Source organism: Paenibacillus sp. 1001270B_150601_E10, from assembly GCF_015558675.1.
Lineage (GTDB): Bacteria > Bacillota > Bacilli > Paenibacillales > Paenibacillaceae > Paenibacillus_B.
In genome coordinates this window covers 559,163-583,049 of the sequence record NZ_JADMOL010000003.1, presented here as the reverse complement: position 1 = coordinate 583,049, position 23,887 = coordinate 559,163, and the positions used below count along the sequence as shown (strand labels likewise).

The 23,887-nt window shown below is 45.1% G+C and carries 28 protein-coding genes and 1 tRNA gene; 25 read left to right on the top strand and 4 right to left on the bottom strand.

Annotated features, from left to right (window positions below):
* Positions 1-70: 70 nt before the first annotated feature.
* Complete coding sequence (gene dnaA, locus I2H74_RS11265) at positions 71-1,426, bottom strand: chromosomal replication initiator protein DnaA (RefSeq protein WP_195574029.1); 1,356 nt, start codon at positions 1,424-1,426, stop codon at positions 71-73.
* 992 nt (positions 1,427-2,418) lie between these two features.
* Between dnaA and rpmH the strand changes: the two genes are divergently transcribed.
* From rpmH to I2H74_RS11205, 12 genes are all read left to right on the top strand, one after another.
* The gene (gene rpmH / locus I2H74_RS11260) at positions 2,419-2,553 is read left to right on the top strand and encodes a 50S ribosomal protein L34 (protein ID WP_085494584.1); all 135 of its coding nucleotides are present in this window, start codon (positions 2,419-2,421) and stop codon (positions 2,551-2,553) included.
* 134 nt (positions 2,554-2,687) lie between these two features.
* On the top strand, positions 2,688-3,044 hold the full coding sequence (gene rnpA, locus I2H74_RS11255; protein ID WP_195574028.1) for a ribonuclease P protein component: 357 nt from the start codon (positions 2,688-2,690) through the stop codon (positions 3,042-3,044).
* A gap of 90 nt (positions 3,045-3,134) precedes the next feature.
* The gene (locus I2H74_RS11250; protein ID WP_195574027.1) at positions 3,135-3,905 is read left to right on the top strand and encodes a YidC/Oxa1 family membrane protein insertase; all 771 of its coding nucleotides are present in this window, start codon (positions 3,135-3,137) and stop codon (positions 3,903-3,905) included.
* Positions 3,902-4,660, top strand: a complete 759-nt coding sequence (gene jag, locus I2H74_RS11245; RefSeq protein WP_195574026.1) for an RNA-binding cell elongation regulator Jag/EloR — start codon at positions 3,902-3,904, stop codon at positions 4,658-4,660. Before I2H74_RS11250 ends, jag begins: the two co-directional genes overlap by 4 nt.
* Positions 4,661-4,754: 94 nt before the next feature.
* Positions 4,755-6,137, top strand: a complete 1,383-nt coding sequence (gene mnmE / locus I2H74_RS11240) for a tRNA uridine-5-carboxymethylaminomethyl(34) synthesis GTPase MnmE (RefSeq protein ID WP_195574025.1) — start codon at positions 4,755-4,757, stop codon at positions 6,135-6,137.
* 52 nt (positions 6,138-6,189) lie between these two features.
* Positions 6,190-8,097: a tRNA uridine-5-carboxymethylaminomethyl(34) synthesis enzyme MnmG gene (gene mnmG, locus I2H74_RS11235; RefSeq protein ID WP_195574024.1), complete on the top strand. Its 1,908-nt coding sequence runs from the start codon at positions 6,190-6,192 to the stop codon at positions 8,095-8,097.
* A 76-nt stretch (positions 8,098-8,173) separates the two neighbouring features.
* Positions 8,174-8,896, top strand: coding sequence for a 16S rRNA (guanine(527)-N(7))-methyltransferase RsmG (gene rsmG, locus I2H74_RS11230; protein WP_195574023.1), 723 nt, complete (start codon positions 8,174-8,176; stop codon positions 8,894-8,896).
* 975 nt (positions 8,897-9,871) lie between these two features.
* Entirely contained in the window at positions 9,872-10,687 is an 816-nt protein-coding gene (gene noc, locus I2H74_RS11225) for a nucleoid occlusion protein (protein WP_195574022.1), read from the top strand.
* Between the two features lie 373 nt (positions 10,688-11,060).
* Positions 11,061-11,822, top strand: a complete 762-nt coding sequence (locus I2H74_RS11220) for a ParA family protein (RefSeq protein WP_195574021.1) — start codon at positions 11,061-11,063, stop codon at positions 11,820-11,822.
* On the top strand, positions 11,815-12,663 hold the full coding sequence (locus I2H74_RS11215; protein ID WP_195574020.1) for a ParB/RepB/Spo0J family partition protein: 849 nt from the start codon (positions 11,815-11,817) through the stop codon (positions 12,661-12,663). Before I2H74_RS11220 ends, I2H74_RS11215 begins: the two co-directional genes overlap by 8 nt.
* A 280-nt stretch (positions 12,664-12,943) precedes the next feature.
* Complete coding sequence (locus I2H74_RS11210) at positions 12,944-14,080, top strand: aminotransferase class V-fold PLP-dependent enzyme (protein ID WP_229106586.1); 1,137 nt, start codon at positions 12,944-12,946, stop codon at positions 14,078-14,080.
* A 30-nt stretch (positions 14,081-14,110) separates the two neighbouring features.
* The gene (locus I2H74_RS11205; RefSeq protein WP_195574018.1) at positions 14,111-14,626 is read left to right on the top strand and encodes a DUF4446 family protein; all 516 of its coding nucleotides are present in this window, start codon (positions 14,111-14,113) and stop codon (positions 14,624-14,626) included.
* Here I2H74_RS11205 and yyaC read toward each other — a convergent pair.
* Positions 14,623-15,210, bottom strand: coding sequence for a spore protease YyaC (yyaC, locus tag I2H74_RS11200; RefSeq protein WP_195574017.1), 588 nt, complete (start codon positions 15,208-15,210; stop codon positions 14,623-14,625). The two genes, I2H74_RS11205 and yyaC, sit on opposite strands and share 4 nt — an antisense overlap.
* A gap of 300 nt (positions 15,211-15,510) precedes the next feature.
* Here yyaC and I2H74_RS11195 point away from each other — a divergent pair, with 300 nt between their 5' ends.
* From I2H74_RS11195 to I2H74_RS11180, 4 genes are all read left to right on the top strand, one after another.
* On the top strand, positions 15,511-15,798 hold the full coding sequence (locus I2H74_RS11195) for a DUF3343 domain-containing protein (protein WP_195574016.1): 288 nt from the start codon (positions 15,511-15,513) through the stop codon (positions 15,796-15,798).
* Positions 15,798-16,727, top strand: coding sequence for a mechanosensitive ion channel family protein (locus I2H74_RS11190; protein WP_195574015.1), 930 nt, complete (start codon positions 15,798-15,800; stop codon positions 16,725-16,727). Before I2H74_RS11195 ends, I2H74_RS11190 begins: the two co-directional genes overlap by 1 nt.
* Positions 16,717-16,923, top strand: a complete 207-nt coding sequence (locus tag I2H74_RS11185) for a DUF951 domain-containing protein (RefSeq protein ID WP_195574014.1) — start codon at positions 16,717-16,719, stop codon at positions 16,921-16,923. Before I2H74_RS11190 ends, I2H74_RS11185 begins: the two co-directional genes overlap by 11 nt.
* Positions 16,924-17,105: 182 nt before the next feature.
* A tRNA-Ser gene (locus I2H74_RS11180) sits at positions 17,106-17,196 on the top strand.
* An 83-nt stretch (positions 17,197-17,279) separates the two neighbouring features.
* On the opposite strand, the gene I2H74_RS11175 is transcribed toward I2H74_RS11180, so the two are convergent.
* Complete coding sequence (locus I2H74_RS11175) at positions 17,280-17,522, bottom strand: zinc ribbon domain-containing protein (RefSeq protein WP_195574013.1); 243 nt, start codon at positions 17,520-17,522, stop codon at positions 17,280-17,282.
* A gap of 246 nt (positions 17,523-17,768) precedes the next feature.
* Between I2H74_RS11175 and I2H74_RS11170 the strand changes: the two genes are divergently transcribed.
* Complete coding sequence (locus I2H74_RS11170) at positions 17,769-18,155, top strand: hypothetical protein (protein ID WP_195574012.1); 387 nt, start codon at positions 17,769-17,771, stop codon at positions 18,153-18,155.
* A 305-nt stretch (positions 18,156-18,460) separates the two neighbouring features.
* Here I2H74_RS11170 and I2H74_RS11165 read toward each other — a convergent pair whose 3' ends face one another.
* The gene (locus tag I2H74_RS11165) at positions 18,461-18,655 is read right to left on the bottom strand and encodes a YjzC family protein (RefSeq protein WP_195574011.1); all 195 of its coding nucleotides are present in this window, start codon (positions 18,653-18,655) and stop codon (positions 18,461-18,463) included.
* 224 nt (positions 18,656-18,879) lie between these two features.
* On the opposite strand from I2H74_RS11165, the gene rpsF reads away from it, so the two are divergent.
* The 8 genes from rpsF (at position 18,880) to I2H74_RS11125 (ending at position 23,886) form a co-directional block, all read left to right on the top strand.
* Positions 18,880-19,164 carry a 30S ribosomal protein S6 gene (gene rpsF, locus I2H74_RS11160; protein ID WP_195574010.1) on the top strand — a complete coding sequence of 95 codons (285 nt, stop codon included), beginning with the start codon at positions 18,880-18,882 and terminating at the stop codon, positions 19,162-19,164.
* Between the two features lie 43 nt (positions 19,165-19,207).
* Positions 19,208-19,705 (top strand): single-stranded DNA-binding protein, encoded by a 498-nt coding sequence (ssb, locus tag I2H74_RS11155; protein ID WP_195574009.1) that lies wholly within the window; start codon positions 19,208-19,210, stop codon positions 19,703-19,705.
* Positions 19,706-19,752: 47 nt separating this feature from the next.
* Positions 19,753-20,025, top strand: a complete 273-nt coding sequence (gene rpsR, locus I2H74_RS11150) for a 30S ribosomal protein S18 (protein WP_195574008.1) — start codon at positions 19,753-19,755, stop codon at positions 20,023-20,025.
* A 251-nt stretch (positions 20,026-20,276) separates the two neighbouring features.
* Entirely contained in the window at positions 20,277-20,972 is a 696-nt protein-coding gene (locus tag I2H74_RS11145; RefSeq protein ID WP_195574007.1) for a DUF421 domain-containing protein, read from the top strand.
* 57 nt (positions 20,973-21,029) lie between these two features.
* Entirely contained in the window at positions 21,030-22,061 is a 1,032-nt protein-coding gene (locus tag I2H74_RS11140) for an LCP family protein (RefSeq protein ID WP_229106556.1), read from the top strand.
* Between the two features lie 119 nt (positions 22,062-22,180).
* Positions 22,181-22,603 carry a CBS domain-containing protein gene (locus tag I2H74_RS11135; protein ID WP_195574006.1) on the top strand — a complete coding sequence of 141 codons (423 nt, stop codon included), beginning with the start codon at positions 22,181-22,183 and terminating at the stop codon, positions 22,601-22,603.
* Between the two features lie 51 nt (positions 22,604-22,654).
* Positions 22,655-22,957, top strand: a complete 303-nt coding sequence (locus tag I2H74_RS11130) for a MazG-like family protein (protein WP_195574005.1) — start codon at positions 22,655-22,657, stop codon at positions 22,955-22,957.
* Positions 22,954-23,886, top strand: coding sequence for a DUF2232 domain-containing protein (locus I2H74_RS11125; protein ID WP_324254050.1), 933 nt, complete (start codon positions 22,954-22,956; stop codon positions 23,884-23,886). Before I2H74_RS11130 ends, I2H74_RS11125 begins: the two co-directional genes overlap by 4 nt.
* Position 23,887: the final 1 nt, after the last annotated feature.

Genomic DNA, 23,887 nt, shown 5'->3' with positions numbered 1-23,887 from the left:
CTATCATGAGGGCGCATAAGATAGAGCCTATTCACATGTGTATAGATTGTGTATAGGCTCTTTGAATTGTTCACAGTGTCGGATTTTTAATTTTCTCAATGAGATTCTGAACGACCTTGTATAGCTCCTGGTCATGATTCAGGCTTTGCGTGATCTTTTCGTGCGCATGAATAACGGTTGTATGATCTCGTCCGCCAAACGCTTCACCGATCTTCGGCAGCGAATAATCGGTCAACTCGCGAGAGAGATACATAGCGATTTGACGAGGGAAGGCAATGGCCTTGGTACGCTTGCGCGCTTTAAAGTCTTCTAAACGCAATCCATAATATTCCCCTACGCGCTGCTGGATATCCTGAATTGTAATCATCTTCGGCCGGCCAGTCGGGATAATATCCTTTAGGGCTTCTGCAGTTAGATGCGTTGTTATGTCTTGATTCGTCATGGTTGAATACGCGACAACGCGCGTAAGCGCGCCTTCGAGCTCACGAATGTTGGTGTTGATTTGATTCGCGATATAGACCATGGCTTCGTTCGGAATATCGAGGTTGTCGGCTTTAGCCTTCTTCCTCAGAATGGCGATCCGTGTCTCCAGATCCGGCGGCTGGATATCAGTAATCAAGCCCCATTCAAACCTAGAGCGAAGTCGCTCTTCAAGCGTTTCGATCTCTTTTGGAGGACGGTCACTGGAAATGACGATCTGCTTATTGTCGTTATGCAAGGCATTGAACGTATGGAAGAACTCTTCCTGCGTCGATTCTTTCCCTGCTAAAAACTGAATATCGTCAATGAGCAAAATGTCGATATTGCGGTATTTGTTGCGGAAACTTTCCCCGCGGTTGTCGCGAATCGCATTGATGAATTCATTCATGAACTTCTCGGACGTTGTATAAACGACGCGACTTTTGGGATTGTGTTCAAGAATATAGTGGCCGATGGCATGCATTAAGTGAGTCTTTCCAAGACCTACGCCTCCGTATAAAAACAACGGATTGTACGCCTTTGCCGGCGCTTCGGCTACAGCGAGCGAAGCCGCGTGAGCAAAGCGGTTGTTGGACCCGATGACGAAGGTGTCAAACGTATACTTTGGGTTCAAAATATTGGACACCGGCTCTTCCTGCATGGCAGCACGAGGCGGAGGTGTATGCTGCTGGACCTCTTCAGGCTCAGCTTGAGCAGCCTCCTCGATAATAAACTTGACTTCCACCTGTTTTCCCGTCATTTCGAGAATGACAGAACTGACGAGCTTCGTATAGCGGCTCTCCAGCCATTCGACAGCAAATGTGGTCGGAGCAGTTATTAAAATTTGGGTGTCAGTATACTTGACCGCCTTCGTGGCTTTAAACCAGGTGTCAAAGCTCGGCTTACTGAGCTTTGTTTGGATGACGGTCAGTACTTCCTGCCAACGTTCTTGTAATTGGCGATCCACAGATGGTTTCACTCCTTCAAACCTGTTGCGCCGTCGCTTCCTGACGCACGCTTTAAGAATACAACTCGCCTGAAAAGGACAAGCTCCCCGACAAATGGCGCAAAAAGGCTCTCTAAAAATCCAGAAAGCCCTCTAAACGACAGGGCGCTTTGTCGGGGTCTATGCTGATAGACATGCTTCAACATGTCGAAATATAAAGTATTGCGGTAACCTAGTTATCCACAATAGCAACATAATTAAGTGCGATAATATCAGGGTATGGATAACTTGTTCACAACTTTATCCACAGGATGTTGATAATTATATTGTGGAAAACAATTATTCACATCCGAAAAACAATATAATCATAGCAGATGAGCCCTTATATTTCAACGATAGTGCGAATTTTATCCACACTTTCAAGACCTTGTGTATAAAAATTATTCCCACCACAAGATATTGTTTATAAAGTGTGCCTGCTGTAAGGGAGGCAGGAAAATGCTGTCGAATGTTATACACAACTGTCGGATACGAAATCGGGGAAAAACGAAAAGTTTTGCACATGTGAATAACTTCTAATATAAATAGTGACGCGATTTAACAGGAAAATACCTGTGGATAGTGTATTTCCGAAAAACCATGAATATTCACAGCTTGATTGCGGCTATATTCGTTAATCAGAATGTGCACAAATGCGGAGAATGGCGAAAGCTAGAAGTTATAGAGCGCAGGATTTGAAAAAGCGTGGCATGAGATGGAATGGAGCGGAGTGGGATACTGTGAGAATGACAAAATTAAAAAAAGAGGGAGGAGACGGCAAGATCGCTATAAAAGCAATAAAAAGAGGAAGAGGCGGTTAGGGATTTCATAATGGAATACTTTTGCGGTAGTATGCTCCATTGACTTTTAATGGGGTATCTGTTTAAATGTATAAAGGAATTTTGCGCAGAAATATAAACCGTGCAAATATGCCGGATTATTTTTAATTCCCGCATGAGGAGGTGCAAACAATCATGAAACCAACATTTAAACCGAATGTTAGCAAACGCAAGAAAGTTCATGGTTTTCGTGCGCGTATGAGCACAAAGAACGGCCGTAAGGTGCTGGCTGCTCGTCGTCAAAAAGGCAGAAAAGTATTGAGTGCTTAAGTTATTGAAGCGAGACCACCGCGGTGGTCTTTTTTTCTTTCTACACGTTTAATTGATTGATCTCAGGTGCATACTTGGAGAATGATGCTAATCATGATCCGGCACTACGTCGAATAAGAGGTAGGAATACGACTGTGCAAAAACAATACCGTCTAAAGGATCGCGCGGATTTTTCCCGTGTATACCGTCATGGCCGTTCATGGGCTAACCATCAGCTTGTTCTCTATGTGTTTCATAGACCTGAGGTGGAGCGATTCCGCGTCGGGATATCTGCAAGCAAAAAAATCGGAAATGCCGTCGTCCGCAATCGCATGCGGCGATTAATCAAAGAGATAGTCCGGCTTGAAAGCGACCACATGATCAGTCATGTGGACCTGGTCTTTATCGTGCGAAAAGGCGCAACAGAAATGGATTATGAGCAGTTGAGAAAGAGCGTTTTGCATGTATGCAGAAAAGCTTCTGTCTTGAAAAAAGGAAATCCAGTGAAATGATGCCGAAGTCGTAACTTGGACCGTTTCCTTTGAAACCGGTTATATGATATATTTACAATGGAATCGGATGGTTAGAGAGGAGTTTTGCTATTGTCGCTTAAGAAGTTGCTTTCGAACCGAAAATTGCTCTTAGCGGTGCTTGCCGTTGTGTTTGTTACAGTTTTAACCGGATGTACAAGGGCAGCACAAGGGTCTATGACAACGGACATGCTCAAAGAGGGGAACTTCTGGGAGTCTAATGTTGTCTATTATTTCTCGTTAGTGCTTGATACGTTTGCAGGTTGGTTCAAAGGGGAGTATGGTCTTGCCATTCTGATGCTGACAATTATTGTCCGTTCAGCAATTCTTCCGCTGACCATCAAGCAGATGAAGAGCTCAAAAGAAATGCAAAAAATTCAGCCTCAATTAATGGAGCTGAAGAAAAAGTATCAAAACAATCCACAAAAACAGCAGGAAGAGACGATGAAGCTGTTCCAACAGCACAACGTCAATCCTATGGCAGGCTGTTTCCCGATGTTGATTCAAATGCCGGTCTTTATCGCTTTGTATAATGCGATCTATTTGAACTCCGATATCGGTGGCCATCAGTTCTTGTGGCTCCAACTTGGAGAGAAGGATCCCTATTATATATTACCGGTCATTGCGGCCTTAACGACATTCATCCAATCGAGAATGATGTCTTCGCAAATGCAGTCCTCGATGCAGTTCATGCTGCTCGTGTTCCCGGTACTGATCTTCGTTATGTCGATCAGCTTCCCGTCTGCGCTGCCGCTTTACTGGGTGTACAGCAATATCTTCACCATTGTTCAGAACTATTTCCTTTACCGTAACAAGGATAAGGAGGTCAAACCGGCGAAATGAACACGTTGATTGTATCAGGGAAGACAATCGAGGAAGCCGTTCAGAAGGGATTGACAGAGCTTCAAACGACAAAGGACCAAGTAACGGTTCAAGTGTTGGAGCAGCCATCACGTGGCTTGTTTGGATTGATTGGGGTTCGACCAGCAAAAGTCGAGCTTACCCGTATTGCAGCAAAGCCAGCGGCCGTGCCTGTTGAGGCACCAAGTCAGTCTTCTGATGCAAGTTCAAATCATGTTGCCGTGTCAATGGATGAGAAGCTGACCGAAGAGGAAGGCGATTCATCCAGTGCCAAAGCCCTTTCCAAGGAACAAGGATTGGAAGAGGCGAAGAAGTTTGTATACGACGTTGCGGAATCCATGGGATTACACATTGACGTTACCGTGGACAAGCGTAAAGATCATATCTTATTTGATATTGCTGGCTCTGACCTTGGGCTTATTATCGGCCGCAGAGGACAGACATTGGATTCATTGCAGTACTTAACCAATTTGGTGGCGAATCGTTATTCCGATCATCATCTTCGAATCATTTTAGATGCGGAAAATTTCCGTGAGCGCAGAAAAGAGACTCTCGAGTCACTTGCCGAGCGACTTGCCAACAAGGCGATTCGTACGCGCAAAGAGGTTATGCTGGAGCCAATGCCTCCACAGGAACGCAAGATTATCCATGCCAAGCTGCAGGATCATGCGAAGGTCAAGACGTACAGCAAAGGCGAAGAACCAAATCGCCGTATCGTAATTTCATTGAAATCATAGTCAATGTTATCGTTTAACACGATGTTACAAATGCAATGATTGCCCTTATATGAGGTGTAATCATTGCTTTTTTTCTAGAGGTAGGGTGATAAAAATGATGACAGATACCATTGCAGCGATTTCTACGCCGCTAGGCGAAGGGGGAATCGCGATTATCCGTGTGAGCGGGGATGAGGCGATCAAGGAAGTAGAGCGTATTTTCCGCTCCAAGACAAAGCTGTCCGAAGCTTCCTCTCATACGATTCATTACGGGCATATTGTAGATCCAGATACGAAGGAACGAATTGAAGAGGTTATGGTGTCCGTCATGCGAGCTCCGAAATCCTATACGACAGAGGATGTAGTGGAAATCAATACCCATGGCGGTGTCGTGTCGATGCGCCGTGTGATGGAGCTCCTTTTGAAGCAAGATATAAGAACGGCTGAGCCTGGGGAGTTTACAAAGCGTGCCTTTTTGAATGGACGTATTGATTTGTCCCAAGCGGAAGCGGTGATGGATCTCATCCGCTCGAAGTCAGATCGCGCCTTTGATGTGGCAATGAAGCAAGCTCAAGGCCAGCTGTCCACCAAGATTAAGGATCTTCGCCAAACCTTGATCGAGACGCTTGCCCATATCGAGGTCAACATTGATTATCCAGAGCATGATGTAGAGGAGCTGACAAGCCAGTACATTCGCGAACAGTGCGGTACAGTGATCACTTCTATTGAACGCTTATTGAAGACGGCCTCTGAGGGTAAAATACTGCGCGAAGGCATCGTTACGGCGATCGTTGGACGACCGAATGTTGGGAAGTCCTCGCTGTTGAATGCTTTGGCACAGGACAATAAGGCGATCGTGACGGATATTCCAGGCACGACGCGTGATGTGATTGAAGAGATGATCACGATCAATGGAATTCCGCTGCGGTTGTTAGATACCGCAGGGATTCGAGAAACGACCGATCTCGTTGAAAAGATCGGGGTAGAGCGTTCCCGCAATGCGCTTCAGGAAGCCGATCTAGTGCTGTTCGTGGTGAATAACAACGAGCCTCTTCACGAGGATGAGCGGGAATGGCTCAAGCAGATTCATGGTAGACAAGTGATTGTAATTGTGAATAAAATGGATTTGCCTAATCAATTGGAGCTTGATGAGCTTCAAGCGATGGAAGAGAGTGGCACGATCCGCATCGTAAAAATGTCCGCCATGCTGCAGGAGGGCGTAGATGCTTTGGAGCAGGCGATCTCTGACCTGTTCTTCACAGGCAAGATCGAATCTCAGGATGCGACTTATGTCAGCAATGTGCGCCATATCGGCTTGCTGCATAAAGCAAAGCAAGCCTTGGTCGACGCCGTTGAAGCTACAGAAAGCGGCATCCCGATTGATATCATTCAGATCGATGTTCGCACCGCTTGGGAAGAGCTTGGCGAGATTATAGGGGATTCAGTCGGCGATTCGTTGATCGACCAGATCTTCTCTCAATTCTGTTTAGGCAAATAATAAAAAGTAAGCGGGCGCTGCGCGTCCACTTTGTGATAAAGGAGGGAATGTCATGCCGTTTGTTGCAGGGCATTATGATGTCATCGTGATTGGAGCGGGTCATGCCGGTGTTGAGGCTGCGTTAGCTTCAGCGCGCATGGGCGTAGATACGCTATTGTTAACGATCAATCTGGATATGGTTGCATTTATGCCATGTAACCCATCGATTGGCGGACCAGCTAAAGGGCACGTCGTTCGAGAGATTGATGCTCTTGGCGGTGAGATGGGGCGCAATATTGACAAGACCTTCATTCAGATGCGTATGCTGAATACAGGCAAGGGGCCGGCGGTGCATGCGCTTCGTGCACAGGCCGATAAATTTTTGTATCAACAAACGATGAAGGAAACGATCGAGAAGACGGAACATTTAACGCTCCGTCAAGGCATGGTCGATGAGCTTATCGTTGAGGATGGCAAATGTGTTGGAGTTGAGACGCAAAGCGGGGCACAGTACATGGCGAAGGCTGTGGTTGTGACAACAGGGACGTATTTGCGCGGGAAAATTATTATGGGCGAGCTGTTGTATTCCAGCGGTCCAAACAACCAGCAGCCTTCCTTGAAGCTGTCCGACAGCCTGAAGTCGCTAGGACTTGAGATGGTTCGCTTTAAGACGGGGACACCGCCGCGTGTGCACGGGGATACGATTGATTTTTCGAAGACTGAAATCCAGCCAGGGGATGAGCATCCAAAGTTCTTCTCTTATGAGACAAAAGGCTCCGACAATGAGCAGCTGCCTTGTTGGCTAACCTATACGTCCGCAGAGACGCATGAGATTATTAATCAAAATCTTCATCGTGCACCGATGTTCTCTGGCGTGATTGAAGGTACAGGACCTCGCTATTGTCCTTCCATTGAGGATAAGATTGTTCGCTTTGCTGATAAGCCAAAGCATCAGATCTTCCTTGAGCCAGAAGGCAAGAATACAAAGGAATACTATGTGCAGGGCTTGTCGACGAGCATGCCTGAGGATGTACAATTGTCCATTCTTCGTTCGGTTCCAGGCTTGGAGAAGGTTGAGATGATGCGTACGGGCTATGCGATCGAATATGATGCGATCGTACCAACGCAATTGTGGCCTTCCTTGGAGACGAAGAAGGTAGAAGGGCTGTTTACGGCTGGGCAAATTAACGGCACTTCAGGCTATGAGGAAGCAGCTGGTCAAGGTCTGATGGCGGGTATTAACGCTGCTAGAAAGGTGCAAGGAAAAGAGCCGGTTATTCTCAATCGCTCGCAAGGGTATATCGGTGTCTTGATCGATGATCTTGTGACAAAAGGGACGAATGAGCCGTATCGTTTGCTTACATCTCGTGCAGAGTATCGCTTGCTGCTTCGTCATGACAATGCAGATCTTCGCTTGACGCCGCTTGGACATGAGATCGGATTGATCAGCGATGAGCGATTTGAACAGTTCCAAGATAAGATTAAATTAGTGGCAGAGGAGACAGAACGCCTCAAAGCCACGAAGGTGAAGCCGGATGAAGCCGTTCAATCCATGCTGGCGGAAGTGGGCTCAGCCTCGCTTACCAATGGCTGTGATGCGGTCACGCTGCTTCGTCGTCCGGAAGTAACGTATGCGCAGATAGAATCCCTGTTTCCATCACCGCTTCCATTGGATCAAGAGATGAAGGAGCAGGTCGAGATTCAAGTAAAATATTCGGGATACATCGAGAAGCAGCTTGCTCAAGTGGAACGCCTGCAGAAGATGGAGAACAAAAAGATTCCGGAAGATATGGAGTACGACGATGTGCACGGTCTGGCTTCGGAAGCGAAGCAGAAGCTGGCTAATATTCGTCCAATCTCCATTGGTCAGGCTTCCCGTATCTCTGGCGTTACGCCAGCGGATATCTCTATCCTTCTTGTCTATCTCGAGCATTATAACCGTGTTACGGCTAAGCGTAATGCCAACCATGACGCGAGCTAATTCCTCTTGCTTCAGATTACGAATGGAACATGAGCAATCAAACACGGATATTCGATAAATGACGGGGAAGGTATGTATGGATCATATTCAAGAGCAATTTGCGGCGTGGCTTGAGCCTCACGGGCTTCAGGTCACGGAGCAGCAATTCAAGCAGTTCGACCGATATGTAGAGGTTTTGGCGGACTGGAACGAACGCATGAACTTGACGGGGATTACCGAGCGCGGAGCGGTGTATGAGAAGCATTTTTATGATTCTTTGACGCTGTCTTTTCATGTATCCATGAAGGAGGTCCGCTCGATGGCCGATATTGGGTCTGGGGCTGGGTTTCCGGGGATTCCGTTAAAAATCATGTTTCCGCATCTTCAATTGACGATTGTGGATTCATTGAACAAACGCATTCAGTTTCTACAGCATCTCGTCAATGAGCTCGGACTTGATGGGGTAACCTGTCTGCATGCTCGTGCAGAAGAGGCGGCTAGAAAACCAGAGCATCGCGATCAGTATGATCTGGTGACGGCTAGAGCTGTAGCTAGGCTGAACGTGCTTAATGAATTCTGTCTGCCATTTGTGCGCAAGGATGGACTCTTTGCCTCGATGAAGGGGGCAAACCCTCAAGAGGAGGTTGCAGAGGCAGCACGCAGCATGCAGGTCCTGCAAGCAAGCCTTATGGAAGAGCATGCGCTCAAGCTTCCATTGGAGCAGTCAGAGCGTCATATTGTAATCGTGCAAAAAAAGGGTTCTACACCGAAGGCATACCCTCGGAAGCCAGGAACACCCTTGAAATCTCCAATCGTTTAAACGATTGCTAGTGTATGAATCCCATTTCGTTGTTTGAACGAAGTGGGATTCTTTTTATCGTATATGGAATGGATAAGTGATGCTCTTCAAACGTATCGCATTCTATTGGCTATAAGAAAAAACCTCTAAACACGGTTACTCATTGTGAATGATATTGGTCTAAGTTTCTCTCATCCGGTATGAATGGTTGCATGTTGTCACGAGGAAGAAATCAGCTTTTTGCAGGGTGAAAGAGGTCTGTAATCATTCTATATGGACTTTTATTGGCATGCTCTCAAACATTAGTAGGAGGACTTTTTATTGTTCGATTTACAATAAATGAAAATATTTCTATTTATGTTAGTTCCATAGACTCGTCTTTAAGGACTGGACGACATTCCGCTACGAATTCACATTACAGCCTCTTGAATTTGTGGTACGATAATAGAGTAAAGAGCAGCAGGGCTGGCCAATGTTCCACGTGGAACAGAAGGGCCTTTCTTCGAAGTTTTTTCGTGTTACAGCCAAATGAGAAGAGAGTGTCACTGCTGATAGACATCGGTCGTCTCTATTGGAAGAGATGGGGAAAATGTACAATTTGATCAAAGCTTCATATGCCGTATAAAAATGAGCATTTTAATATTGTTATGTTCATATGTTCACCATGTAGGATATGGATGAAACGAAGACCTTGATAACACGTATGAAGGAAAGGAAGTTTTTCCTTTATGGCCTGACTTTCCAAGCAGGAAATAAGGCTTCGGCTGGAGAATACATACAGGTAGGACATGTTGTATTGACGCCATAATAAGTAGGTATAGGAGAGTTTTTAGCAAGAATTGCCAGACTATGATATGAGTTTGGCTAGTTCGTTAAGCTGAGAGCTTCAACTGTACGAATGTCAGTCGTAAGAATTCAACGGTAGACGTAGGGTACCATTGACCGCGTAATGGACTTGCCTGGCATTATTATGAAGTTAGGTGGTATGACTATCATATGAAAGAACAATTGTCTCGGTTATTTGGTTTTGCGGAACGTTCCTCTGTGGATGAAGTTAAGCAGCTGCCAGTGGATGAAATCGTGATGAGTCCTTATCAGCCACGAACGGTATTTGATGATGACCGAATTGATGAGCTCGCTCAAACGATCAAGACTCATGGTGTCATACAGCCTATTGTAGTTCGTCAACGTGACGGACATTATGAGATTATCGCGGGCGAACGTCGTTATCGTGCGGTGAAGAAGCTCGGTTATGATACGATTCCTGGAATTATTCGTGAAATTAATGATTCGCAGGCTGCTTCGATTGCATTAATTGAGAATTTGCAGCGTGAAGGCCTTACTTCTGTTGAGGAAGCGTTCGCTTATCAGAAGCTGATTGATTTGCATGATTTGACACAAGAGAGCCTTGCTCAACGATTAGGGAAAAGTCAGTCTACCATTGCGAATAAGATTCGACTGCTTCAGCTTCCTGATGAAGTCAAGCAGGCGCTGATGGAACGGAAGATATCAGAGCGACATGCTCGTGCTTTGCTTGGACTTGATTCGCAGGAGCTGCAAATCAAGCTTCTTCATGAAATAATGGAGAAGGAATTGAACGTAAAGCAAACGGAAGCGAGAGTCGCTTTTTATAAACAAATAAAGAAACCAAAGAAGCCGAAGCGTATTTCCTATTCCAAGGATGTTCGTCTAGCTCTCAACACGATTCGTCAATCTATAGATATGGTATCAGGCTCTGGAATGGCTATTAAGACGGACGAACATGATCACGAGGATCATTATGAGATCGTCATACGTATTCCAAAGCGTTAAGTCGCATGGAGATATCGTCTGCTCGCGATGGAATCTGAGGCGACTACCGTAAGATGATGAAGGATAGAGGCATGCAGCGGCTAAAAGAGCCGCTTTTTTGCTGGACTCGAAGGGGATTTGCTAATTGCTATTGGTTTGTATGAACTAGGAAGCACTGTAATGACTTAGGTTTGTCGTATCGCGTTTAATAAGGAGGACATTCTTCTTGTAAACCTGGGGAGCGTTCTTCTTCGTTGATTGTGAAATGCATTATTACATGGAATTCATTCAGTATGTCATGATGTGAGTCTTAACTTGTATTGTCAGCATGTCATGCAAGCTTGCAGGGCGAGCATCTAAGATGGACAAGAAGAAAGGGCATGGGGTGAGGAGAATGGCTAAGATTATTGCCATTACCAACCAAAAAGGCGGCGTTGGAAAAACGACAACGACTGTGAATTTGGGTGCAGGCCTAGCAATGCTGGGCAAGCGGGTGCTATTGGTGGATATCGATCCGCAAGGCAATACGACAAGCGGCATCGGAATTAATAAAGCAGATGTAGCCAACTGCATCTATGATGTTATTATTAATGATGTTCACCCTCAGGAAGCGATCAACAAGACCGCTATTGAGGGTTTAGATATTATTCCCGCGACGATTCAATTGGCGGGAGCCGAGATTGAGCTTGTTCCTACCATTTCGAGGGAAGTTAGATTGAAGAAGTCACTGCAGCTTGTAGCGAAGCAGTATGATTACATATTAATCGACTGCCCACCTTCCTTAGGGATCTTAACCATTAACTCTTTAACAGCTGCACATTCCGTGATTATTCCGATTCAATGTGAGTACTACGCTCTTGAAGGGCTTAGTCAATTGTTGAATACGGTTCGATTGGTACAGAAGCATTTGAACACGGCTCTTCAAATAGAAGGCGTTCTGCTTACGATGCTTGATGCTCGAACGAATCTCGGCATTCAAGTGATTGATGAAGTGAAAAAGTATTTTCAGCAAAAAGTGTATCAAACCATTATTCCGCGCAATATTCGATTAAGTGAAGCGCCATCCCATGGTCAATCGATTATGACGTATGACCCTAAATCTAAAGGTGCCGAGGTGTACCTGGAACTAGCCAAGGAAGTGGTTACTTATGAGTAAGCGTTTAGGTCGAGGATTGGATGCACTTATTCCATCATTGTCAGTGCAGGAGGACGATAAGGTGATCGAGGTACCTTTGAAGCAGCTGAGACCGAACCCTTATCAGCCGAGAAAAAATTTTGATGAACCTTCGATACAAGAATTAGCCGAATCCATTAAGCAGCATGGTGTGATTCAACCGATTATTGTACGTTCTGTTCTAAAGGGTTATGAAATCATTGCAGGTGAACGGAGATTTCGAGCTTCGCAGCTCTTAGGCTTGGATTCGATTCCAGCGGTCGTAAGACCGTTCACCGATGATCAAGCAATGGAGATTGCGCTTATTGAGAACCTGCAAAGGGAAAACTTGAATGCGATTGAGCTTGCACAGGCTTACCAAGGCTTAATGGATCAATTATCCCTTACACAAGAGGAACTGTCCGTAAAGGTAGGGAAGTCTCGATCCCATATCGCCAATTTCCTGAGATTGCTCCAGCTTCCAGAGGAAGTAAAAGATTATGTTTCACGTGGAACACTGTCCATGGGACATGCACGTGCAATTGCCGGGATTAAGGATCCTCAGGTTGTGAAGCAATTGGCGAAGTCTACCATTGACCAAGAATGGAGTGTACGTCAGTTAGAGGAAGCGATTCAAATGATGAATCGTAAAAATAAAGATAAAAAGAAAACGATAAGCAAAGATCCTTACATTGAGCAGCTAGAGGAGGATTTGCGGGAAAAATTCCGTACCACCGTCAAAATCAAATCCTCAAAAAATAAAGGAAAAATTGAAATTTCATATTTTAGCAAGGATGATCTGGAACGGTTGCTGGAGATGCTTCAGTCGTTCTCTTCAAAATGAGAAAGCCTCTTTCAAGGCCATTCAAAGAGGAGCGAACGCATTTAGAGGTGGACTTTATCGCCAATATAGAATTGGAAGACACTCAGGAAGAGGTTCTTTTCATTCTCTATTGGGTAAAAAAATATTGCAAACCTTAAAGCATACTTAGTTGTGATCCGTGCCAAATGGGATTAAGCTAAGTATGCTATCTTTATGTTCAGGCTCATTTTGTATCAGAAATTTAACCCTTGTCTTGCTTCAAGGAGGTATAGTGGTGAAGAGTGATCAACCGATTCTTTATATGGATCATGCTGCGACATCTTGGCCAAAGCCAGATCCTGTATGGGGTGCCATGGAAAAAGCGATGCGTGAGGAAGGCGCCAATCCCGGGCGCGGGGGACATACGATGGCGGTACGAGCCGGCAAACGACTGATGAGAGCTCGAATGGCTCTGGCAGAATTGTTTCATGTTCGGAATCCGATGGATATCGCTTTTATGTTAAATACAACGATGGCTCTCAACACCGCACTTCATGGCTTTATTGAAGCAGGTGACCATATTATTACCACCTCTGTAGAGCACAATTCGGTAAGTCGACCCTTAGAATCGTTGAAAATAGAGAAAAATATCACGGTAACCGTAATAGAGACAGATGAATCCGGGCGATTGGATTTGGATGTGCTGGAGAAGGCTTTTACTCCTCGTACACGTCTTGTTGTTTGCAATCATAGCTCGAATGTACTGGGTTCTATTCTTCCTGTTGATCAGATCACCAAGCTCGCTCATGACAAAGGAGCAAAAGTTCTGGTCGATGCCGCCCAATCGGCAGGCTTGCTTCCCATTGATGTGGAGCAGATGGAAGTGGATATGTTGGCTTTCCCTGGTCATAAAGGGCTTCTTGGTCCTTCCGGAACCGGAGGATTATATATTCACCCGGAATTGGAATTAAGACCTCTCATGCAAGGAGGAACTGGAAGCCACTCCGATTCGGTTTACCACCCGACGACGAGACCAGATTGCTATGAGGCAGGAACCCCGAATACCATTGGAATTGCTGGGCTGGAAGCAGGCGTCAGATTCCTTCTGCATGAAACGGTCGAGAACTTTTATACTAAGGAATGGGCGCTTACGCAGCGTATTCTTTGTGGCTTGCAGGGGATAAAAGGCATTCGCTGGCTCGGGCCAGAAATCGGACAAGCGCGTACAGGGATCGTTTCGTTCCATTCAGAGCATATGGATGCGGCGGCATGTGCGTTCCGCTTGGATCGGGAGTATGGGATAGCGGTTAGAGCGGGGTATCATTGTTCTCCGCTTGCACATCGTACCGCTGGGACCTTGAAAGAAGGGGCTGTACGTGTGAGCGTCGGCTGGAATACAACGGAGCAGCAAGTGGATGATGTATTGGAAGCTATAGAGCACATAAGCAAGAAAGGTTAACTTCATATTGGAAGCAGGAGATTGACTTCGATGAATGAAATGATCAAAGAATGGCTGCCTTATTTAATTGTTGGCACAGCATGCTTGTCTGTACTTTTACTTATCCTTGTTATTGTGCAAAGTGTAAAGCTAAGCAAGATGAGACGACGTTATGAAGGCATGATGAATGGAACTGGGGTTCAGAATTTAGAAGAACTGCTCATGCAAATGAATTTGGATCTAGAATCGATGCATGTGGTGCAGGAGAAGCATGCGGTACAAATGAAACAGCTGCTTCAACGCGTGCATGAGCATGCGGCTCACCTTGGTATTGAGCGTTACAATGCCTTTGGCGAGTATGGCAATAATTTGAGCTTTTCCCTCGCTCTAATCAATGATGACCATGATGGAATCGTATTAACAGGGATTCATGGTCGTGAACATACGTATGTTTATGCTAAGCCAGTAGAGAAGGGGCAATCCCAATATACATTGTCTCCAGAGGAACAGCGTTCGTTAGAGACTGCCATCTCTAAAGTTCAAGCTCATCTTCCGAAAGAAAATTAGCTGAGACGTGGTTGGGTAAGTGCCACGTGCAAGCACTCCGCAATTTTATCCGCCATATTCATAACAAGATGCAGACGCGTATTCTGCAGCACAAAGTATTCCATAAAGCCTCCGATGTTGACGATGCCCGTAACATGCATATCGCCGACCGGAGGTAATTGTTTATTTACACCTGCTCCAGGGTGGACAGGTCCGGCTTGAATTTGAATATGCCCCACACTGCTGCTTTGGCCTAAGCAGGCATCAATCGCAATGGTGAAGGCATTTGGATAGTTATGTTTTAGCTCTTGTAAGGTATCTTGGAGATTCATCGCATGGACAGGCTGATGAAGCGTTCCAAGTGTGATATACTCATTGCTGTTATACTTCGCCAAGCGGCTGCCAACGAGCGGCCCAAGGCAATCTCCTGTGGATCGATCGGTGCCTATGCATACAACGGTTATCGGGGCCTGTTCTTTGCAAAGCTGCAAGTGATCGCCTAATGCTTTTAGAATCAAAAGCTCAGCATCTGGATGGTCATGTGCAATCTTAGCAGGAACTGGGTTTGGATCAGGAGAAGGTCGAAATAATGGGAATGACAGCATGAGCAAGCCTCCGTTTCGATATTCATGGTATTATTTAGTATATGAATTTAGGGGTAGTTTTATACGTTTGGAGCACTTTGCTATACAGGTGGACGAAAGAATGATAGATGAAGAAGAAAGAGCTAAAAGACCTTAATAAGAGATTGCGTAAGCTGTTGTTTGAACCTCTCCGCTTCATTCATATTCAGTTAAAGAAGGGATCAGACTACAGATATCTTGAGGATCTTTTGTTCATGTAGTAGAGGAAAACCATCAACCGTCTATCGATACTCTAGCAGTGGGAGGCAAGGAAGAGGAATCATGAACGACATAGAGAAAGATCCAGGAGTCGTGATGTCTTTTGACTCTACGCAGCAGGCTCTCCGAGCAGAAATGCTGATGGAGTACATGGATATGGAGATCGATACCTTTCCAACACCGAAGGAAATTACGGCAGGCTGTGCATTGTCCATTCGCTTTGATGAATCGTTACTTGAAGAGGTGAAGCAGCTCATTATCCATGAGAATGTTGTCATTCGGGGATTATTTCAATGGGCGAAGGATACATATAGATGTATTTGGACAGGAAATGGAGGAGAGGATTCTTAATGTTTTTAGCGACAGAACCTTCTACTGAAGAATCGATAGAACAAACACTTACGGTATTTGAAAAATGGAAAAATAGCATGTGGGATTGGTTGACGGACTCCAATACATGGGAGATGTTCTTGCTAAATGCGATCAAGATCATCTTGATTGTTGTTGTTACTCGTATTCTTATTCGAGTGATCCACGGCATGATCAATCGTACGATGGCTGCGAAAGAGCATAAGAGGGTCAACATGAACCCGCGGAGACTCGTAACAGTAGGGAAGCTTCTAAAGAACATTGTCTCCCTTTCCATGAACTTTATTATGATTCTTGTCGTCCTATCGATATTCCATATTAATTTGGCACCGCTTATTGCAGGTGCGGGGGTTGTCGGGTTGGCGATTGGTTTTGGTGCACAGAGTCTAGTTAAAGACGTCATGACAGGCTTCTTTATCGTCTTTGAAGATCAGTTTGCGGTCGGGGATGTCATTCAGGTGGGACAATCTCTTGGAACGGTGGAGATGATCGGACTTCGATCAACGCGAATTCACAGCTGGACAGGAGAGGTCCATATTATTCCGAATGGTGCCATTAATGAAGTGACCAATTTTTCATTGAACAATTCGATTGCGGTTGTGGACATGTCGGTCTCCTATGAAGAGGATGTGGAGAGAGTAACGTCCGTGATTGAGCAGACTTTAGCAAAGCTGCCTGAACGATGTGCGGATGTCGTAAGTGAGCCATCTGTGTTGGGCATTCAGAATATGGGGGCTTCAGAGATTATTATCCGAGTAACAGCGGAGTGCAAACCCTATACACAGGCTGGTGTAGGGCGTAAGATTAAGCTAGAGCTTAAAAAGGCATTTGATGAGCATCATATAGAAATTCCATATCCTCGCTTGGTTACATTCCAGCGTGATGAAGGAGGCAAAGCAGGTGGAGTCTAAAAGCTTTCAATTAGGGGACATCGTCATGATGAAGAAGCCCCATCCTTGTGGAACCAATGAGATGGAGATTATTCGCATGGGGATGGATATTCGGATCAAATGTGTAGGCTGCAAGCACAGCGTGCTTCTGCCGCGAGCCAAGTTCGAAAAAAGTATGAAAAAGGTGCTGCGATCCACTTCTTCATCTTCAGAGTAAGCCAATGCATCACCAATGCGATAAAATAAGAGCAGCTTAAGGTGTTATTAGCCCTTAGGCTGCTTTTTTCTTGTTTATTTGGAGAGAAAATTACATGAAAAAAAACAGGACAACATTTCCACTAAAGAGGAAGTTGTCCTATTGCATCCCGCTTACAGATATGCTACAATCAGTTATGCTGTGGAAAGGTACCCAAGTGGTCCAAGGGGGTTGACTCGAAATCAACTAGGCGTCGCGAGGCGTGCGTGGGTTCGAATCCCACCCTTTCCGCCACCATTTAACTTTAACTTTCGTTATACATAAGAATGCCTCTTACCAACTAGGTAAGAGGTATTTTTTATTCAAAGCCCGATCTTCTACCCAAATAATATATCCAATACCGTTCCAAGCTGTCCTCTTGATTTGCCTTCTAAAATCTTTGGATTATATATTTCAACATAGCCGCAGGTTCCACATGAGACAAATAAATAATGATTGTGCTGAATATCAAGCAGCTTGCTAAGTCCTGTCCCTGTCATGGCCACCTCTTTCGTATGACACGTATGACCACCGCATTTTGAACATTTGAATCGCTCCTGAATTGCATCCTCAATTCTCACGTTATCAATCCTCTCTATTAGGGAATAATAGGTAATACGCAGTTTATCAACTATAGATGTCATTTCTTTACGTTCTAATGTCGGAACTCTCAGTTAAAGAAAAGAACTCGTGTACTTGGATGTTAGTGTTAAGTCATTTATTTTTCAAAACCGTCAAGGAGAGGGAACCGTAGGTAACGGGATTGCATAGGAATACCATATAGACTTCCTTCAAGCCGGTTACGGTTGGATGAAAGAAGGTGTGAAATGATGAAATGGAATTTGTTTTTGCTGGTGCTCGGGCTATTGTTTGCTTTTGTCTCCAAGGAAATTCCTTTGATCGCGCCTAATTGGACCTGGGTTGGTCAGGTGTTCGTCTATGCTGCATCTGCGACGCTTATTGCAGCTTTATTGTTATCCATGCCTGTCTACACCCAAATGCTAGATCGTGAAGAATCGAGACATAAAGCGATATATATCGGTTTGCTATCGGTTATTACATTTGTTTCCTTTCAATTCAGCATGATTCATGCTACAGAGCAGGATTGGCTGCTATCAGGAAGCGGAGCCGTTGTCTTCTTTATTGCGGGGAGCGGGCTAATTCGGATGTTAAGCGTACCTAAGACCCATTATGAGGATCAACAGAAGATGTAAATCATGAAAAGACCTCGCCATAGACGAGGTCTTTTTCTGGTTGACGGTGCGTTATTCTGACAACTTTTCCTTATCGCATTCTGAATAGCTTGGATCTTCTTCATGAGCTAATAGCCATGAATGCGTGTGTTTAGACAAACTTGTCTTTAGCACAACCCCTCGCTTCTCTTCATGTTCTAAGATTCTGTTAGTCAACCTCACTTGGTACAAACACTCCACTGTTCAATGGAACGACACCTCGCTTGCACCGTCAGTCATTATTATGGTTATCGATAAGAGCTTTTATACATGCCGTGTGAAAAAATTTAATGTGTCAGCGCGTGGGATTTTTTCTTCCACTTGCGATCCTTATTTGTCGTCTCAGGGAATCGCTCGCCTTTTTTCAGCTTAATTTGCTTCGGATTCTGAATTTCGGTGTGGAAGCTTGCTTCGCCTACCTCCATGTAGATCGCATCATTGGGAGCGCGGTCGCCTGGATTGTATTCCGTACGTTCACCCATGGTGGTTACCTCCTGTCGAGAGCTGTATTGGACTTGCAAAGAGTAGTGTGTGTATCGCACGCCCTCTCTATAAGTAACAACGATTGTCATTTAGAACGTGGAAATGGCTTTTAGTTGCTTCTTGCGTCAAGTTTTGTTATATTATTTTAGTGCGAGTTTGTAGGCTCGTGCTCCTTGCTCTTGACTTAAGATCAAGGGCCAATGTCCATAGGGAGGTGAAAGATATGCGCAAGTACGAATTGATGTACATTCTTCGTCCAGACTTGGAGCAGGATGTGGTTACAGCTACTGTTGAGAAGTTCCAAGGCGTCATCTCTAACGGCGGTGAAATTACAAAGCATGATGTGATGGGTAAACGCCGTCTTGCGTACGAGATCAAGAAATTCCGTGATGGTATCTATGTGTTGGTAAACTTCACAGCAGAACCAGCTGTTGTAGCGGAAGTTGACCGTCAGCTCAAAATCGCTGATGAAGTCATTCGTCATCTCGTCGTAAACGATGTGGCTTAATGCCATCCATGATTTGTAATGCAGTTGTCGAAGGAGGGATACGATGTTAAATCGCGTGATCTTGATTGGTCGTCTGACAAAGGACCCTGAACTACGCTATACTCCGGCAGGTGTTGCGGTAACGCAATTTACCCTCGCAGTGGACAGACCGTTCTCCAGCCAAGGCGGAGAGCGTGAGGCGGATTTCATTCCAGTTGTCACCTGGAGACAGTTAGCAGAGACATGTGCCAATTATTTGCGCAAAGGTCGTCTGACAGCTGTGGAAGGGCGTATTCAAGTACGGAATTATGAGAATAACGAAGGTCGTCGTGTATACGTGACTGAAGTTATTGCCGATAATGTTCGTTTCTTGGAATCCAATCGTGATAGCGGAGGCTATCGTGACGATATGGGTGGCGGCGGTGGACCTAGCTATAGTGCACCATCCGGAAACTCCAACGCACGCAGCAATAACTCTGGCTATTCTCGCGGACCATCAGCGGATCCGTTCTCAGACGACGGCAAGCCGATTGATATATCGGATGATGATTTGCCATTCTAAGCAGCTTGCTTAGAAAACGGGATTTTTAAACAAAGGAGTTGAACACAATGAGCGTAAGACAAGAAGGTTCTGAGCGCAGCGAGCGTAAATTCAACGGTCGTCGTGGACGTAATAAGCGTCGTAAAGTTTGTTACTTCACAGCGAACAAAATTCAACATATCGACTACAAAGATATTGATTTGTTGAAAAAATTCATCAGCGAGCGCGGCAAAATCTTGCCACGTCGTGTGACTGGTACAAGTGCAAAATATCAACGCATGTTGACGATTGCAATCAAACGTTCCCGTCAAGTTGCATTGTTACCTTACACTACGGAGTAAGGTTTATATAGAGAAGCAGTCAAGAGCAATCTTGGCTGCTTTTTTATATGCAAAATAATTGAAATTAAGCCTAAAAAATCAGGATTCCACGCCTAAATATTTACATATGACATTTTGTAGTTTTATTTTTTCGATCATTCCTTGTAAAATAAACAAGTATCTTTGTTCCTAGATCTCACAACCCTGTCAGACGAGTCCTACAGATAAAATGACTATGGTTTGCTCATCCTACACATGTAGGAGGAGGAGCCATGAATGAATTGATGGTGTTAGTCGCAAAGACCTGGTTTGCCATGGCGCTCTTGTTATTCATGACGAAGTTCCTAGGCAAACGGCAAGTATCCCAGTTATCCTTATTTGAATATATGACGGGATTGACGCTGGGAAGCATGATTGCCACCATCGCGCAAAGTCCCATCGATGATTGGATGACTGGATTTGTTCCATTGATGGTCTGGGTGCTGACTTCCTTCGCCTTGGCCTGGGCGCAGTTGAAGAGCAAGCGATTCCGAGATCTCATGGACAGCAAGGGAACCGTCATTATAAAGAAGGGGCGGCTCTTGGAACATAATATGCGCAAGGAGCGCTTAACTATTGATGAGCTGATGACACAGCTACGCAATCATAATGCTTTTCAATTATCAGATGTGGAATTTGCCATCATGGAGCCGACTGGCGACATTAATGTTCTGCTCAAGCATGAGCATCAGCCCTTAACCTTAAGCAAAATGAGGGAAGAGCTTGCCGGCCAGCATGAACCGATCATTGTATTGATGGATGGTGAGATATTAGAGAAGGAGCTTGAGCAAATAGAAAAAGATGCCGAATGGCTAAGACGCGAGCTCAACAAACGGGGACTGCAGGAGAAAGATGTGTTCGTCGCTGAAGTGAACGCGAAACACGAATTGTTTATTGATGTGTATAAAAATGATGGCCATACCACATAGGAAACAGGATTGTTGATGATGTCGTTGTAATTATCATTAGGGGAAGAAGTGAATCATATGAATCATACACCTAAACGCAAAAAGGTGAAAAAGACGAAAAAATGGTGGATTATTCTCACAATCGTCTTCGTACTAGGAATCGGGGGCTATTTCTTCCGCAAGGATCTTGCGATTCTGGCCTTTGACCTTTTCTTGTCGGATACGGTTCAGGAGAAGCTCGATCCATCCTACAAGCCCATACAGGACAAGCCTGAAGTAACACGTAAAATAACAGAGCCGTTTTCTGTGCTGCTGCTTGGTGTAGACCAGCGCGAGCATGAGATTGGTCGCTCCGATACGCTTATCTATACGGTTGTGCGTCCAAAGGACAACAAAGTATTGATGGTATCCATCCCGCGTGATACGTATACCGAGATTGTCGGACATGGAACATCAGACAAGATTAACCACGCTTATGCATTTGGTACGGCAAAGGATAAAGAAACCGGCGGTGCCAAGATGAGCATGGATACGGTATCGAATCTGTTCGACAGTGAGGTCAGCCACTACGCAAGCATTAACTTTGAAGGACTAAAGGATGTAGTGGACGAGCTTGGTGGCGTGAAGCTGCCGATTACAGAGGATATCGTAAATAAGGATCCCAACCATGAGAAGTTCACCATCGAAGCGAACAAGCCGATCTACAACGGGCAGGAGGCACTATGGTATGTACGTTACCGCGAGGACTCCGATATGAACCGTACGATGCGTCATCGCATCTTCTTGAAGGCCGTCATGGATCGCATGATCGAGCTGGATAAGATTACGAAGATACCAGAGCTGCTCACGATTGCAGGTCAAAACTTCACGACAGACATGAAGCCGAAGTACATGATTGATCTGGCGAAGCAAATGTTCCAGAATGATACAGCTCCTGAGATTAGCAGTTATATGCTTCATGGCGAGGGTGAGCGTATTGACGGCATCTGGTATTATGCTCCAGAAGAAGAGGACTTATCCTATATTAATGAATTGATTCAAAACTGGATGAATGAAGATACGCCATCAACATCTTTGATGTCTCCGCGTAAGTATGAGGGAGAAGAATAAGCAGGAAGTCAGTCGCATAAAGATGCGGCTGACTTTTGTTTTAGATGCATAAAATGTGTTAAGTTATTGTTAGAACCTTCTAGACCAGAAGGGAGCTGCTAATGGGAGGGAGCTTGGTAATGAACATCGCGTTTTTCTTGTTGCCAAAGGTTGAAGTGGTAACAGTTAGTGAACAGGCGACACTTCGACAGACGCTTGAGCGAATGGAATATCATCGCTACACAGCTGTACCCATCATTAATGATACGGGGGAATATGTGGGCACAGTAACCGAAGGCGATTTGCTGTGGTATATGAAGAATTCAGAAGGAAAGATTACCTTTGAGAATGCAAACAAAATTGTACTAAAGGATGTACCTTTAAATAAAAATATCAAGCCAGTATCCATTGACTCCAATATGGAGGATCTCATCAATCTGGCTAAGGTGCAAAACTTTGTTCCAGTTGTCGATGATCGTCAGCGTTTCATCGGTATTGTAAGACGCAGTCAAATCATTGAGTACTGCGAGCAGTTCGTTACCAAAGCGATGGATGCCATGTAATTATGGTATAATAGGAATAATGCTCTCACGGAAGGATGTGTAGGAGCTAGTATGCCAAAAGAGACAGATGTAGCGAAGCATGCCAAGGTTGTGGAATGGTTGAAGACCGAGGTAGCGGACTATGTTGCGAAGTTGTTCAAGGCTTTGTGGCAGGGCAGCGCAAGTAAGGTGCAGGATAGCCTAGCAAGCCTTATTGTGAGCAGTTACATATTAGGTCGACGGGTTGGAATATCCTTTCGAGATCTCGATAACAGCATTCTAGACAAACTCCATCAATCCAAGCGGGAAGGACACCAGCTCGAAGACTGGTATCAGGATTTATCCATGCTCGAAGAACACTTACGCAAGAGGTGAAAATATTGAATAGAAAGTGGACATCGTTAGTATGGGCGCTAGTCGCGCTTGTACTATTGCTTTCCATAGGCAACCCCGTCCAGATCTTGACGATGAGCTTTTTGGCGGTTCCCTTTGTCATTTTGTTCACAACGCTCTCTATTGGGGCGGCCGCCATTCATGTGGTGGCGCTGCTTGCCATCGTCTTTTTGCTGATGGGCCCCGTTGGATCGGTCGTGGTGCTGGCATCACTATACTTTATCATCCCGGCGATCGTCATCGGGATCTCATTTAAACGCAAGCGTCCAGCTTGGAATGTGTTTGCTGCAGGAACCCTCACATTCCTCATAGAATCGATTCTGCTGCTCGCCTTCGCCAAAGTTGCATTCAACTTTAACTTTGCAGAATATCTACGAACCCAGGTCGATGCAAGCCTTGCTTCTCTTGAATCAGCGATACCAGCTGGCTTCAATATGGATATGATTGATCTTGTGATCAAGCAAATGAACTTGATGCTACCTGTTATGCTGATTATGAGTGCTCTATACATGGGTACCGTGACCTATGCAATCAGCCGAAGATTGTTGACAGCGCAAGGTGTAGATGTAAACCGGATGCGTCCAATCAAGCATTGGATGCTGCCAAAATCGCTTTTATGGTATTACTTGATTGTAATCATTATGGAACTGGTGATGTCCGGCAATACGGAACCAAACTTCCTCACCATTATTTTGCTTAATCTGTCGCCGCTTCTACAGCTTGCCTTTATCGTGCAGGGGATTTCCTTCGTGTTCTTCCTTGCTGACTTTAAGCGTTGGAACAGAGCGTTTCCGGTACTCATTACGATTGCCGTGATCTTCATTCCGCTGTTATACGGATTGGTGCGTATTATCGGAATTATTGATCTCGCGTTTCCGCTTCGGCAAGTGGTATCAAGACCAAAACAATAGG